We start from the raw sequence: 14,111 nt of genomic DNA, 5'->3' as shown, positions 1-14,111 counted from the left end.
AGAAGTAAAAAAGCGACCTGAATGGTCGCTTTTTTTATGTCGCCGTTACGCTTCTTCAGGCACGGGAAGAGGCCAACCGCCGAGACGTTTCCAGCGGTTAACGATTTCGCAAAACAGCACGGCCGTACGTTCGGTGTCATACAACGCCGAGTGCGCCTGATTCCCGTCAAACTCCATTCCCGCCGCCAGGCACGCTTTTGACAACACAGTCTGCCCCAGTGACAGGCCGCTTAATGCCGCCGTATCAAAGGTGACAAATGGATGGAACGGATTACGTTTGAGCGAGGCGCGTTCTGCCGCCGCCATCATAAAACCGTGGTCGAACGTAGCGTTATGCGCCACCATGATTGCCCGATTGCAGCCGCTGTCTTTAATGCCTTTACGCACCATTTTGAAGATGGCATGCAAAGCATCATATTCGCTGACCGCACCGCGTAGCGGATTGTTAGGGTCAATACCGTTAAAGGCGAGCGCTTCCGGTTGCAAATTGGCACCTTCAAACGGCTCTACGTGGAAATGTAACGTCGTGTCCGGCATCAGCCAGCCTTGTTCATCCATTTTCAGTGTGATGGCGGCAATCTCAAGCAGCGCATCGGTTTTGGCATTGAACCCTGCGGTTTCGACATCAATGACGACAGGATAAAAACCACGAAAACGGTCACACAGACCGGAAAGTTGAGCGTTATCGGACATCTGGGTCTCTTAATACGGGAAAATTGCAGCGCGTATTATGGCAAAATGATGAGTATAAAACTATGGGCACAGACGATCTGCGCCCGAGGGGGAGATTAATCGCCCAGGCCGCGCCCGGCGTCTTTCTCTTCGATCAGCTCAATTTTGTAGCCGTCCGGATCTTCAACGAACGCAATCACTGTGGTGCCGCCTTTTACTGGACCTGCTTCACGCGTTACGTTACCGCCATTCTGGCGAATACGTTCACAGGCTTCAGCCGCGTTGTCTACGCTCAGGGCGATATGGCCATAGGCAGTACCCAGATCATACTTGTCGACACCCCAGTTATAGGTCAGTTCGATTACTGCTTCACTGGTTTCAGGACCGTAGCCGACAAAAGCCAGAGAGTACTTGTATTCAGGGTTTTCGCTGGTACGCAGCAGCTTCATGCCCAGCACGTTGGTATAAAACTCGATAGAACGCTGCAGGTCACCCACGCGCAGCATGGTATGGAGTAAACGCATCTTTTTCCCCTTCGAAAATGGCTAATACATTCAAAATGTTGTTTTAGTATAGCGGCGTTGTTACGCCGCTATCAATGGCAGAACGGAGATTGTGACGTTAGAGGGTAGGATAGTCGGTGTAACCTTCCGCGCCGCCGCCGTAGAAGCTCTCGGCACGTTGCGGATTCAGTTCTGCTTTGCGTTGCAGACGCGCCACCAGATCCGGGTTAGCAATATAGGCGCGACCAAAAGCAACGGCGTCGATCAGACCTTTCTCGATCAGCGCTTCTGCTTTTTCTGGGGTATAAGCACCAGCACCAATGATAGGGCCGTGGAAGCGTGCGCGAACTTTTTCGCGGAACGCATCGGAATACGGCTCGCCACCGGCCCAGTCCGGCTCAGACATGTGCAGGTAAGCGATTCCACGCTTGCCCAATTGTTCAATCAGATACAGCGCATCGGCTTCTTCGTTCGGACCATTGTCTACGTTCTGGAAAGTGCCAATCGGGGAGACACGAATACCAATGCGATCGGCACCCCATTCTTTAATACCGGCATCAACCACTTCCAGCACCAGACGCGCACGATTTTCGACGCTGCCACCGTATTGATCGGTACGCTGGTTAGAAGTTGGCGACAGGAACTGGTGCAGCAGGTAGCCGTGGGCAGAGTGCAGTTCAACCATATCGAAACCCGCTTCGCGCGCATTGGCTATCGCCTGACGGAAGTCATTAACGATGCCCGGAATCTCTTCAGTTTCCAGCGCACGTGGCATTGAGGTATCGGCACGCGTTGCCAGGCCGTTTTCATCGCGCAGCGAGGTGCGGGTTCCAGCGCTAATCGCGGAAGGTGCAACTGGAGCTTGACCGTTTGGCTGCAGACTGGCGTGAGAGATGCGTCCAGTGTGCCACAACTGGACAGCAATATGACCTTGCTCAGCGTGTACGGCAGCAGTGATTTTCTTCCATGCGGCAATTTGCGCTTCGCTATGTAAGCCGGGTGCTCCGGCATAGCCTTTCGCCTGTGCGGAAATCTGCGTCGCTTCGCTGATGATAAGCCCCGCGCTGGCGCGTTGACGGTAATACTCGGCCATCAGCGGAGTAGGGATGTCGCCAGGCTCAATACTGCGCAGACGCGTCAGTGGCGCCATAAATACGCGGTTTGCTGCCGTAATGGCACCCACTTTCAGTGGGGAAAACAGTTTTTCAGATGACATGTGGCACTCCTGAATAGACCGGTCGTCTAGTGATGAAGAAAATAAAAACGCCTGTTAAACGGCAGGCGTTGTGATGATGTTTTTAACGTGCGCCAGCGCATTTTCCAGCGGAGTGGCGCTACGAGAAATCTTGGCCTGCAGGTTGGCGCCAAGCCACAGCGCATACAGTACCTGCGCCTGCTGTAACGGCTCGCCAACAAAAGACAGACAATGGCTGGCCTGACCTTTCTCCAGCGCCTGCGCTAACAGTACAATAATGTGCCGCGCGCCTTTATCCATCGCTGTGCGCATATCTTCTGACAGATCGCACACTTCGGCAGACAGTTTTACAGTTAAACAGCCGCTAATAATGCCGTGCTGGCTAAACTGGTTCAGGGTTTCCTGATAGTAGGCCAGAATGCGATCGCGGTAGTTTCCCGCTCCCGTATCAAAGTGCGTAGCCAGTCGCCGATGATAGGCCGCATAGTGGCGTTCCAGCATCGCGACACCGAACGCTTCTTTAGAGCGAAAGTAATGATAAAACGAACCTTTGGGTACTTCAGCGGTTTTCAGTAGTTCGCTTAACCCCATGCCGGTGAAGCCGCGCTGCATACACAGCAGTTCGCCAGTCGCCAGCAGATGTTCGCGTGTATCGTGTTCAGTGATTTTGTTCATGGGAAGGAGTGTAATAGACCAGTCGGTCTAATGCAATAGCGCTTGCGAGAAATTCAGTTAACGTCTTCAATAGGTATATCAATCTTATTAAAGGAGGGGATGTGGCCGAACAGCTGGAGTTTTTCCCCGTCCAGAGCCCATGCCGTGGAATATGTCAGTCAGACGAACGCGGCTTTTGCCGTGGCTGTTTTCGCAGTCGGGATGAGCGTTTTAACTGGCAAAAGATGAGCGATACCCAAAAGCAGGAAGTGCTGCGGCTTTGTCGTCAGCGCCTGATGCGTAAATTACGTGCAAACAAAGCCAACCCTTCGGAAGAACCGCAACAACCTTCACTCTTTTAAAAGCGTAATTGCGTATACTCGAGGCACATTCACTTAAAAGGAAGCTGCTATGGTTCAGCGTATTACTATTGCGCCGCAAGGCCCGGAATTTTCTCGCTTTGTGATGGGGTACTGGCGCCTGATGGACTGGAATATGTCCGCGCGCCAGCTAGTCAGCTTTATTGAAGAGCATCTGGATCTTGGCGTGACCACCGTCGATCACGCCGATATTTACGGTGGATACCAGTGTGAAGCGGCGTTTGGTGAGGCAATGAAACTGGCTCCGCATTTGCGTGAAAAAATGCAGATTGTGACCAAATGCGGGATCGCGACGACGGCGCGCGCGGAAAATGCGCTGGGCCACTACATCACCGACAGTGCACATATTATTGCCAGTGCGGAAGAGTCGCTGAAGCTGCTGGCGACCGATCATATTGATCTGCTGCTGATCCACCGTCCCGATCCGCTTATGGATGCTGACGATGTCGCCGACGCTTTTAAAAAATTGCACCATAGTGGCAAAGTGCGTCACTTTGGCGTCTCCAACTTCACCCCGGCACAGTTCTCATTGCTGCAATCGCGTCTGCCGTTTACTCTGGCGACCAACCAGGTAGAAATTTCACCAGTACATCAGCCGCTCCTGTTGGATGGTACTTTAGATCAACTGCAACAGCTGCGAATTCGCCCGATGGCCTGGTCCTGTCTCGGCGGTGGTCGCCTGTTTAATGATGATGCTTTCCAGCCTTTACGTAATGAGCTTGCCGTGATCGCTGAAGAGTTGAATGCGCAATCTATTGAGCAGGTGGTATACGCCTGGATTTTACGTCTGCCGTCTCAGCCGCTGCCGATTATTGGCTCAGGAAAAATAGAGCGTGTACGTGCTGCCATTGAGTCTGAGTCGCTGAACATGTCTCGCCAGCAATGGTTCCGCATTCGTAAAGCGGCGCTGGGTTACGACGTACCCTAATCGCGTTTTTGGCGCATCTCCGTTCAAATTTGTGTCACTGGTTTACACTTAACAATCAGACACCTTTTGGACGGAGGTCTTATGAAGCGTTTGAGTTTGGCCATCATCACTCTACTTGCCTGTGCAGGTGCGCAGGCTGCCAGTGAAGAAAAAGTGACGATGAATCTGGTCACATCGCAAGGTGTCGGCCAGGCGATTGGTACGGTCACTATTGCTGAAACCGCAAAGGGGCTGGAGTTTACGCCCGATCTGAAAGCGTTGCCGCCAGGTGAACATGGCTTCCATGTGCATATGAACGGCAGCTGCCAACCCGCGATTAAAGAAGGGAAAGCCTCAGCCGCAGAATCGGCTGGTGGCCATTATGATCCGCATCAAACCGGTAAACATGAAGGCCCGGAAGGCGCAGGTCATATGGGCGACCTGCCGCTATTGGTGGTGAATAACGAAGGTAACGCCACAACGCCGGTCGTTGCGCCGCGGCTGAAAACGATCGATGAGGTTAAAGGCAAAGCGCTGATGATCCATGTGGGCGGCGATAATATGTCCGATCAACCGAAACCGCTTGGCGGTGGCGGAGCGCGCTACGCCTGTGGTGTTATCAAATAATCAACGACTGAGAGTACCCGGCGGCGGCGCCTGTTCGAGTTGTGAAAGCGAGCAGTGTAGCCGCCAGACCAGTGCCGACAGTTCCTGCGCAGCGGGTTGATGATGGTGGGCAAGCGTATCGCAGATGCGCTGTAGCTCATTCAGCGTGGCATTCAGTGGTCGTTGCTGGACGCCACGTTCGCTCATTACATCGCGCAGCAGCGAGATACACACGTCCCTGACGCGAGCCAGCGGATCGGAACGCGCCTCCCAGGTGCGCAGTTGCCACACCACATGCGAGCAGTTCAGTAAAACGACCCCCCAACGTAATAACCAGCGTCGCGCCAGCGCATCCTGACTGTTGCTGAGCTGGCTGACGTGATGATACGTCAGCGATTCAAATTCGTTTTCACTGAGCGATGGATGTCGGCTGAGCTGATCGACAAAATCCCGGCGCAGGGCGCGAATATGGCGGCGACTTTTCCGTGCATCCGATCCGGGGCGCAGAATGGCGAAGGCCAGCCATGACAGCGCCACGCCGGTGATTTTCGCCATATTGTCATTCAGGAAATCAGCAAAATCATAAACCGGCGGATTGGTCACCGCGATAAACGAACCCATAAATACAATCAACTGCCCCCAAAGACCTGCCAGGGCAGGCATTTGTAGCTTCAACAGTTGCATGGTGGTGAGTAGTGGGAAGAGAAAGAGAATAAACTGCCAGAGGTCGGAAATTTGCACCATCAGGCCAAACTTAACCACAAAGCTAAATAGCGACAGTAGAACCAGCGTACGCATCAGCAAAGAAAGCGACTTGAACGGTGTGGCAACGGCGGAATACAGCACACTGCTGATCGCGGCGAGCGTGAGTGCGCCAGAGCCTGATTCCCATTGTGCACCAATGCTCCATGCGCCGATAAGCATCAAAGTGCAGAACGTACGCAACCCGCTCCAGATAGCTTCCGCATTATCGGTATGACGGGCAAGCCCCGGCGTGCGGGCGATATTAATACGCTCGGCGGTAACACCATTTTCCAGTAAATGCAGATAATGACTGCTGCGCAGGTAGAGCCGACAAAAATAACGCAGTCGTTGCCAGAAGGCGACGTGTCGATAGTCGCGGGCATCGACGGGCCGCAGTGGGGCAATTATACGTGCGACGGTGTAGCTATTCGCATTGGATTTTATTAGTTCGCTGAGCAACTGCTCAATGATTTCCCGGGTGTTGGACGGGGGATTAGGCCAGTTCAGCAGCATCCTGCGCAGACTGGAAATCACGCTGGTCATCCGTAACTGCTGGTGCAACAGCGAATTGAGCAAAGCATTCTGGCGACGAAAGCGGTAATGACTCCAGAAAGCCTGAATACGCAGCAGGTTCATGGTCAGAATCTGCCCGATAACACCTTCATGGGCTGTGCGAATGGCATCCGTGGTTTCTGGTTGCCAGAGTAGGCTGGCATGTTCCAGTAAACGTGAATGCATGTTTTTCAATGCAGTCAGTAACGTGGTGCCATCGGAGGTACTGGGCAGGATCATCATCATCACGCCGCCACACAGGATACCGACGATGACTTCACACACGCGTGCCTGCGCGATATCCCATAACTGCGTAATTTCCACGGTATTGACCATGGGAAACGCAATGATCGCCGCCGTATAACCCGCCAGTTGAAAGGCGTAGGCAACGTTATTGGTGAAGTGCGCGCATGCCCAGGTACAAAAACCGATCCACACTGACATGCTCAGCAAAAACAGCCACGGCTCATTGAGAGTATGACCGGCAATAATCAATGCGGCGGTGGCTCCCAGTAGGCTACCCGCCACGCGACCCAGACTTTTGCTGATAACCCCGCCAACGGTGGGAAAACTAACCACCGCCGCCGAGGTCATCGCCCAGTAGGGCTCGTCCAGATTCAGATAATAAGCAAAAGTTAACGCCAGACACATCGCAATGGTGTTACGCAGCGCATAACGCCACTGTGCCGCCGTGGCTTTAAACCACGGCAAATTGCCTGGTGTCAGGCGGGGCAGTTTCATTTACGCTGGCCGATGGATACGCTGCAGGTTGTACCTGACACCAGCGTGACATCCCGCGGCAGGGCGTCGAATTCGATGCGTACCGGGACACGCTGCGCCAGACGCACCCACGGCACGTTAGGTTTGATGTCGGGAATCAGGCCGGAATCACTTTCCACACTTTGATCGTAGATGGCACGGCCAATGCTGGATACGTGACCCTGTAACTTTATATTACCGCTGTAGAGCGTAATCGTCGCCGGTGCGCCTTCTCGAATATGGCGCAATTTGGTTTCTTCAAAATACCCCATCACATAAAAAGAGTGACTGTCGACAAGGGCAAACAGGGGCTTACCGGTTGAAGCGTAATCACCGGTACGGGTAGACAGGTTTGTGACCCAACCCGCCACGGGGGCTTTGACCACCGTTTGCGTCAGTTGCCACTGGGCCTGGCGCAAACTGGCCTCAGCCGCTTCAACGCTTGCCTGCATGGCTTTCACGTTGAGATTTGCGGTATCCAGATCCTCGGCTGAGATGTAATTTTGCGATAAATGACGGCGGCGGTTGGCTTCGTTGTTGGCTTTCGCCAGGTCAGACCGCGCTTTTGCCAGTTGCGCTTGCGCATTCAGTTCAGCAATGTGAAATGGCGTCTTGTCGATAATAAAAAGGACATCGCCTTTATTCACAAACTGGTTATCTTTTATATAGAGTTCGCTAATGCTGCCTGACACCTGCGGCGTGATGCTGACCTGCTCAGCACGTACTTTGCCATCACGTGTCCAGGGCGATTGCATATAGTAATTCCACATCCACCATCCGGCGAAAACTGCGATTGCAGCGACTATAATAGTTGAGAAGTATTTAATGGTTTTAAGCGACATAATCACCACGCTATCAGCATAACAAAGGCCAGACATACGCAAAGCGTAAAGAGTGACAGATCCATTAGCAGGGGATGCCAGATTTCGCCGGAGTAAATCCAGTCGCGCAGCAGGCGATGAACAACCAGCCAGAGAATAAATCCTGCTACAATCGCCTTGAAAACAGGAGGAAAGTAGACAGATGCGCCGATCATTAAATCTTGTAGGGGCAATCCTGTTGCATTAAACATAAACTTCACGGGCAAAATCCTTGACGGAAGAGAGCATTGCTATAGGTTTAGCAAAAAAGAGACAATGAGTCTCCGTAACGCATAATGTCTGAAAAAATGTCAGCCGGTAAGCAAATTTGGCAATACATTTGTTTTGGGAATACAAATGCTGCACACTATTCTAAAATCAGCACAATAACTTAGCAAGCTAATTATAAGGAGATGAAATTGGAATCGCCATTAGGTTCTGATCTGGCACGGTTGGTGCGCATTTGGCGTGCTCTGATTGACCATCGCCTGAAACCTCTGGAGTTGACGCAGACGCATTGGGTTACGCTGCACAACATTCATCAGTTGCCGCCGGATCAATCGCAGATTCAGTTGGCTAAAGCGATTGGCATCGAGCAGCCTTCGCTGGTACGTACGCTTGACCAGTTGGAAGAAAAGGGACTCATTTCACGACAGACTTGCGCCAGCGATCGTCGAGCTAAGAGAATTAAACTGACAGAGAAGGCTGAGCCGCTGATCGCTGATATGGAAGCGGTGATCAACAAAACACGTGGAGAAATTCTGGAAGGGATTTCAGCTGAGGAAATTGATCTGCTGATTAAGCTGGTTGCCAAACTCGAACACAATATTATTGAACTGCAGTCACAAGGTTGAAACGATAAGTTACGTGTGGCCAGAGCCTGACCACACGTGAATTCGATTAGCGTGGCGACACGGTAACCTGGCTGCCGTTGTTAGCCATAACAACGCGCTGGCCGGCTGAAAACTTGGTCGCACCCTGTTTCTGAACCACCATGATGGTATTACCATCATCCTTACGGATTTCCAGTTCCACACCCTGGGTTTTATTCATCGCACCTTGTACGCCTTGACCCGCTACGCCACCGGCAACTGCACCTGCCGCTGTGGCTAATGAACGACCCGTACCGCCTCCGACGGTGTTACCAAGGAACCCGCCGAGTACCGCACCACCAATAGCACCAATCACGTTTGCGTCATCGCCACCCTGGATTTGCACCGGACGAACATGAACAATCGTACCGTAGGTAACGTTCTGAACTTGTTTCGCTTCGGATGCGGTATATACGTCGCCTGAAAGGCTGTCATTGTTAACGCAACCCGCTAAAGATACGCCCATTAATGAAACAATCAGCACACGTTTAATCATTTACAAATCTCCTTTGTCACCACGAAACGCTAATAAAGCACCCTTCATGGCTAAATTATATGGCATTTGTGAGCCTAAGGTCACATGTTCTACTGGAACAATATGAAAATCTTAACCGAAATCGGATTAACCGAGTATAAACGAATCATTCATGTAATTGATGTAATTAAACGATCATTGTAATGATTAGCCACCAAAAATCATTAAGGAAGCATGGCATTAGTCGACACTTTATGGTTGAGTGTCAAGGCTAATTTGCTTAAAAGGATGACCTATGAAATCGGGCCGTTTTATCGGTGTAATGTCTGGAACCAGCCTTGATGGCGTCGATGTTGTGCTGGCGACAATAGATGAAACGATGGTTGCGCAGCAGGCGAGTCTGACCTGGCCCATCCCCATTCATGTTAAACAAGCGATTCTGGATATCTGCCAGGGGCAGCAGCTTACACTTTCTCAGTTTGGTCAGTTAGATGCACAGCTCGGTTATCTATTTGCTGAGGCGGTGAATGCGCTGTTGGCGCAAGAAAAATTGAAACCGCAGGATATCGTTGCGATTGGTTGCCACGGGCAAACCGTGTGGCATGAACCGAACGGTGCTGCGCCGCACACGCTGCAAATTGGTGATAACAACCAGATTGTCGCGCGTACCGGGATAACCGTAGTCGGCGATTTTCGTCGACGTGATATCGCCCTTGGCGGGCAGGGTGCACCGCTCGTTCCCGCATTTCATCAGGCACTGCTGGCACATCCAACGGAACGGCGAATGGTGTTAAACATCGGCGGGATTGCCAATCTGTCTCTGCTTATTCCGCAACAACCCGTTCGCGGATACGACACCGGGCCGGGCAATATGCTGATGGATGCATGGATCTGGCGGCAATGTGGCCAGCCCTACGACAAAGATGCGCAGTGGGCCATTTCAGGAACGGTGATCCTGCCGTTGCTGCAGAATATGCTTAACGACCCTTATTTTTCCGCGCCTGCGCCGAAAAGTACCGGCCGTGAGTATTTTAATTACGGCTGGATAGAGCGTCATCTGGCGCAGTTTCCGGGAATTAGCCCACGAGATGTACAGGCGACGCTTGCCGAACTGACGGCAGTAACCATTTCAGAGCAGGTCTTGTTAAGCGGCGGCTGTGATCGACTCATGGTTTGCGGTGGAGGGAGCCGTAATCCACTGCTGATGATGCGTCTGGCGGCATTATTACCGGGTACAGAGGTTACCTCTACCGATGAAGCCGGGATCAGCGGTGATGATATGGAAGCGTTAGCCTTTGCCTGGCTGGCGTGGCGAACGCTGGCCGGATTACCGGGAAATTTACCTTCTGTGACGGGGGCGTCAGAGCCGAGTGTTTTAGGGGCAATTTATCCTGCCAATCCGCGAACTCAGAGTTAACTGAAATTATTCAGCGCGGTATGCCGGTAAACTAAGGATATTAGGGAGGGTGCCATTACCCTCCAGGACCAGGAAAGTCTTCAGGATATGGCTATGAAAAAACTGTTGTTAGTGTGTCTGCCCGTACTGCTTAGCGGTTGTAGTGTGTACAACCAATTTGTCGAGCGTATGCAAACGGATACGCTTGAATACCGCTGCGACGAAAAACCGCTGACCGTGAAGCTGAACAATACCCGCCAGACGGCAAGCTTTGTTTATGATAATCAGCTATTGAACCTCAAACAGGGCGTGTCGGCATCAGGTGCACGTTATACCGATGGTATCTACGTATTTTGGTCTAAAGGCGACGAGGCAACGGTCTATAAACGAGACAGAATTGTGCTAAATAACTGTCAGTTACAGAACCCGAAGCGTTGAGATTTTCACCTGGGCGGCGCACAATAGCGTCACCCACTGACAATCCGTAGCCCAACATCATGTCTGATAACGACGAATTGCAGCAAATCGCGCATCTGCGCCGTGAATACACGAAAGGCGGTCTTCGCCGCCGCGATCTTCCCGCCGAACCCCTTGCGCTGTTTGAGCGCTGGCTGGGGCAAGCCTGTGATGCCAAACTGGCCGATCCCACCGCAATGGTCGTTGCGACCGTCGATGAAAATGGTCAGCCGTATCAGCGCATCGTGTTACTCAAACATTATGATGACAAAGGGCTGGTGTTCTATACCAACCTTGGTAGCCGTAAGGCGCATCAGATTGAGAAAAATCCACGCATCAGCCTTTTATTTCCCTGGCATACTTTGGAACGGCAGGTGATGGTGATCGGCAAGGCAGAGCGTCTTTCCACACTCGAAGTGGTGAAATACTTCCACAGTCGCCCGCGCGACAGTCAGATTGGCGCCTGGGTCTCAAAACAATCCAGTCGAATCTCCGCGCGCGGTATTCTCGAAAGCAAATTCCTCGAACTGAAGCAGAAGTTTCAGCAAGGGGAAGTTCCTCTGCCCAGTTTCTGGGGCGGCTTTCGCGTGAGTATTGAACAAATGGAGTTCTGGCAGGGCGGTGAAAACCGTCTGCACGATCGTTTTTTATACCAACGCGAAGATAACGCGTGGAAAATTGATCGTCTGGCCCCCTAAAGATGCAAATTTCTTGTTTTAAGCGCTGGTGCTGATCAATCCGGCGCTTTATTCTATGTTTCTTTCGCATCAGGCGAAAAGTCGTGTACCGGCAAAGGTGCAGTCGTTTTATACATGGAGATTTTGATGGCAAGCAGTAACTTGATTAAACAATTGCAAGAGCGGGGGCTGGTGGCCCAGGTGACGGACGAGGAAGCGTTAGCAGAGCGACTGGCGCAAGGCCCGATCGCGCTCTATTGCGGCTTCGATCCTACCGCTGACAGCTTGCATTTGGGGCATCTGGTTCCATTGTTATGCCTGAAACGCTTCCAGCAGGCAGGCCATAAGCCTGTTGCACTGGTAGGTGGCGCAACCGGTCTGATTGGTGACCCGAGCTTTAAAGCCGCCGAGCGTAAACTGAATACCGAAGACACCGTGCAGGAGTGGGTGGATAAAATCCGCAAACAGGTTGCACCGTTCCTCGATTTCGACTGTGGCGACAACTCGGCGATTGCTGCGAACAACTACGACTGGTTTGGCGGTATGAACGTACTGACTTTCCTGCGTGATATCGGCAAACACTTCTCCGTTAACCAGATGATCAACAAAGAAGCGGTTAAGCAGCGTCTGAACCGTGACGATCAGGGGATCTCCTTTACCGAGTTTTCTTACAACCTGCTGCAGGGTTATGACTTTGCCTGCCTGAACAAACTGCACGGCGTGGCACTGCAGATTGGTGGTTCTGACCAGTGGGGTAACATTACTTCGGGTATCGATTTAACCCGTCGTTTGCACCAGAATCAGGTGTTTGGTCTGACCGTTCCGCTGATCACTAAAGCTGATGGCACCAAATTCGGTAAGACGGAAGGCGGCGCAGTGTGGCTGGATCCGAAGAAAACCAGTCCGTACAAATTCTACCAGTTCTGGATCAACACCGCCGATGCGGACGTTTATCGCTTCCTGAAATTCTTCACTTTCATGGACATTGAAGAAATCAATGCGCTGGAAGAAGAAGATAAAAACAGCGGTAAAGCGCCGCGTGCCCAGTATGTTCTGGCCGAACAGGTTACGCGTCTGGTTCACGGTGAAGAAGGTCTGGTCGCGGCAAAACGCATTACCGAAAGCTTGTTCAACGGCAATCTCAGCGATTTGAGTGAAGCAGATTTCGAACAGCTGGCGCAGGATGGCGTGCCGATGATCGAGATGGACAAAGGTGCCGATTTGATGCAGGCGCTGGTGGACTCCGAGCTGCAACCTTCTCGCGGTCAGGCACGTAAGACCATTGCGTCAAACGCGGTAACCATCAACGGTGAGAAGCAGTCCGATCCGGAATATTTCTTCCAGGATAGTGATATCCTGTTCGGGCGCTATACCTTACTGCGCCGTGGCAAGAAGAACTATTGTCTGATTTGCTGGAAGTAAGATTGAGTTAGCAGGGGCGTGGGAAACTACGCCCCTTTATTTTTTCAGGGTTGTGGTAAGTAAAATGAAGAATATCCTCGCCATCCAGTCCCACGTTGTTTTTGGTCATGCGGGCAACAGTGCAGCAGAATTTCCGATGCGTCGTCTTGGCGCAAATGTCTGGCCGCTGAATACCGTTCAGTTTTCAAACCACACGCAGTATGGCAAATGGACCGGTTGCGTTATGCCGCCGAGCCACCTGACTGAAATTGTTCAGGGCATTGCTGATATTGATAAACTCCAGACCTGTGACGCAGTACTGAGCGGCTATCTTGGCTCAGCAGAACAGGGCGAGCATATTCTGGGTATTGTACGCAAGGTAAAAGCGGCAAACCCGCAGGCAAAATACTTTTGCGATCCGGTGATGGGACACCCTGAAAAGGGGTGTATTGTTGCACCCGGAGTGGCGGAATTTCATGTACGCCATGCGCTTCCGGCCAGTGACATTATTGCACCAAATCTGGTTGAGCTCGAAATTCTGTGCGAGCATGCGGTGAACAACGTCGATGAGGCCGTTGCAGCAGCGCGTGAACTGATCGCTCAGGGACCTGAAATTGTACTGGTGAAGCATCTGGCACGCGCAGGTATCAGCACCGACCGTTTTGAGATGCTGCTGGTCACCGCTGAACAGGCGTGGCATATCAGTCGTCCGTTAGTCGATTTTGGCGCACGTCAACCGGTTGGTGTGGGTGATGTGACGAGTGGCTTGTTGCTGGTGAAACTGCTGCAGGGCGCATCTTTACAGCAGGCGCTTGAGCATGTGACTGCGGCGGTGTACGAAGTGATGATTGCCACTAAAAATATGCACGAGTATGAGCTGCAGGTTGTGGCCGCACAGGATCGTATCGCGAAGCCTGAACACTACTTTAGTGCAACTCAGCTGTAATTAATGCCCGATGGCGCTCACGCTTATCGGGCATATTTTAGCTGTAGGCCGGGTAA

General features: G+C 52.0%; 16 protein-coding genes and 1 pseudogene. 9 read left to right on the top strand and 8 right to left on the bottom strand.

All coding sequences use genetic code 11. The features are described from left to right. Nucleotides 1–45: 45 nt before the first annotated feature. From rnt to GHC22_RS12805, 4 genes are all read right to left on the bottom strand, one after another. Complete coding sequence (gene rnt / locus GHC22_RS12820; RefSeq protein ID WP_048226615.1) at nucleotides 46–693, bottom strand: ribonuclease T; 648 nt, start codon at nucleotides 691–693, stop codon at nucleotides 46–48. 95 nt (nucleotides 694–788) lie between these two features. Then, complete coding sequence (gloA, locus tag GHC22_RS12815) at nucleotides 789–1,196, bottom strand: lactoylglutathione lyase (RefSeq protein ID WP_003832762.1); 408 nt, start codon at nucleotides 1,194–1,196, stop codon at nucleotides 789–791. Between the two features lie 97 nt (nucleotides 1,197–1,293). Beyond that, the gene (locus GHC22_RS12810) at nucleotides 1,294–2,391 is read right to left on the bottom strand and encodes an alkene reductase (RefSeq protein WP_032943320.1); all 1,098 of its coding nucleotides are present in this window, start codon (nucleotides 2,389–2,391) and stop codon (nucleotides 1,294–1,296) included. Between the two features lie 54 nt (nucleotides 2,392–2,445). Next, nucleotides 2,446–3,045, bottom strand: a complete 600-nt coding sequence (locus tag GHC22_RS12805; protein ID WP_003832766.1) for a TetR/AcrR family transcriptional regulator — start codon at nucleotides 3,043–3,045, stop codon at nucleotides 2,446–2,448. A 101-nt stretch (nucleotides 3,046–3,146) separates the two neighbouring features. Between GHC22_RS12805 and GHC22_RS12800 the strand changes: the two genes are divergently transcribed. The 3 genes from GHC22_RS12800 (at nucleotide 3,147) to sodC (ending at nucleotide 4,938) form a co-directional block, all read left to right on the top strand. Then, nucleotides 3,147–3,386: a DUF1289 domain-containing protein gene (locus GHC22_RS12800; RefSeq protein ID WP_003832768.1), complete on the top strand. Its 240-nt coding sequence runs from the start codon at nucleotides 3,147–3,149 to the stop codon at nucleotides 3,384–3,386. Between the two features lie 49 nt (nucleotides 3,387–3,435). After that, on the top strand, nucleotides 3,436–4,332 hold the full coding sequence (locus GHC22_RS12795; protein WP_048214269.1) for an aldo/keto reductase family oxidoreductase: 897 nt from the start codon (nucleotides 3,436–3,438) through the stop codon (nucleotides 4,330–4,332). An 81-nt stretch (nucleotides 4,333–4,413) separates the two neighbouring features. Continuing rightward, nucleotides 4,414–4,938, top strand: coding sequence for a superoxide dismutase [Cu-Zn] SodC (gene sodC / locus GHC22_RS12790; protein WP_128611931.1), 525 nt, complete (start codon nucleotides 4,414–4,416; stop codon nucleotides 4,936–4,938). On the opposite strand, the pseudogene GHC22_RS12785 reads toward sodC, so the two are convergent. The 3 genes and pseudogenes from GHC22_RS12785 to GHC22_RS12775 all read right to left on the bottom strand — a co-directional run bounded on the left by GHC22_RS12785 (nucleotide 4,914) and on the right by GHC22_RS12775 (nucleotide 8,053). Beyond that, nucleotides 4,914–6,954, bottom strand: a pseudogene (locus GHC22_RS12785) (FUSC family protein). The gene sodC and the pseudogene GHC22_RS12785 sit on opposite strands and share 25 nt — an antisense overlap. After that, nucleotides 6,951–7,814, bottom strand: coding sequence for an HlyD family secretion protein (locus GHC22_RS12780; RefSeq protein ID WP_228553182.1), 864 nt, complete (start codon nucleotides 7,812–7,814; stop codon nucleotides 6,951–6,953). Before GHC22_RS12780 ends, GHC22_RS12785 begins: the two are co-directional and overlap by 4 nt. Before the next feature lie 2 nt (nucleotides 7,815–7,816). After that, complete coding sequence (locus tag GHC22_RS12775) at nucleotides 7,817–8,053, bottom strand: DUF1656 domain-containing protein (RefSeq protein ID WP_003029180.1); 237 nt, start codon at nucleotides 8,051–8,053, stop codon at nucleotides 7,817–7,819. 192 nt (nucleotides 8,054–8,245) lie between these two features. Here GHC22_RS12775 and slyA point away from each other — a divergent pair, with 192 nt between their 5' ends. Further along, nucleotides 8,246–8,686 carry a transcriptional regulator SlyA gene (gene slyA, locus GHC22_RS12770; RefSeq protein WP_008784672.1) on the top strand — a complete coding sequence of 147 codons (441 nt, stop codon included), beginning with the start codon at nucleotides 8,246–8,248 and terminating at the stop codon, nucleotides 8,684–8,686. 46 nt (nucleotides 8,687–8,732) lie between these two features. On the opposite strand, the gene slyB is transcribed toward slyA, so the two are convergent. Further along, nucleotides 8,733–9,200, bottom strand: a complete 468-nt coding sequence (slyB, locus tag GHC22_RS12765) for an outer membrane lipoprotein SlyB (RefSeq protein ID WP_003029175.1) — start codon at nucleotides 9,198–9,200, stop codon at nucleotides 8,733–8,735. Nucleotides 9,201–9,474: 274 nt separating this feature from the next. Here slyB and anmK point away from each other — a divergent pair, with 274 nt between their 5' ends. From anmK to pdxY, 5 genes are all read left to right on the top strand, one after another. Further along, nucleotides 9,475–10,596 (top strand): anhydro-N-acetylmuramic acid kinase, encoded by a 1,122-nt coding sequence (gene anmK / locus GHC22_RS12760; protein ID WP_008784673.1) that lies wholly within the window; start codon nucleotides 9,475–9,477, stop codon nucleotides 10,594–10,596. Between the two features lie 87 nt (nucleotides 10,597–10,683). Beyond that, on the top strand, nucleotides 10,684–11,013 hold the full coding sequence (gene mliC / locus GHC22_RS12755) for a C-type lysozyme inhibitor (protein WP_003029170.1): 330 nt from the start codon (nucleotides 10,684–10,686) through the stop codon (nucleotides 11,011–11,013). A 59-nt stretch (nucleotides 11,014–11,072) separates the two neighbouring features. Continuing rightward, a complete protein-coding gene (gene pdxH, locus GHC22_RS12750; RefSeq protein ID WP_003029169.1) occupies nucleotides 11,073–11,729 on the top strand; it encodes a pyridoxamine 5'-phosphate oxidase in 657 nt (218 codons plus the stop codon). 126 nt (nucleotides 11,730–11,855) lie between these two features. Continuing rightward, nucleotides 11,856–13,130, top strand: a complete 1,275-nt coding sequence (tyrS, locus tag GHC22_RS12745; RefSeq protein ID WP_020996426.1) for a tyrosine--tRNA ligase — start codon at nucleotides 11,856–11,858, stop codon at nucleotides 13,128–13,130. 64 nt (nucleotides 13,131–13,194) lie between these two features. Then, entirely contained in the window at nucleotides 13,195–14,055 is an 861-nt protein-coding gene (pdxY, locus tag GHC22_RS12740) for a pyridoxal kinase PdxY (protein ID WP_048214264.1), read from the top strand. The last annotated feature ends 56 nt before the right edge of the window (nucleotides 14,056–14,111 follow it).

This window comes from Citrobacter sp. H12-3-2 (assembly GCF_009649895.1).
In the GTDB taxonomy this organism is placed as follows: Bacteria; Pseudomonadota; Gammaproteobacteria; order Enterobacterales; family Enterobacteriaceae; genus Citrobacter; species Citrobacter portucalensis.
The sequence above is the reverse complement of the archived record's forward strand: the minus strand, read 5'-3'. Positions and strand labels throughout refer to the sequence as shown.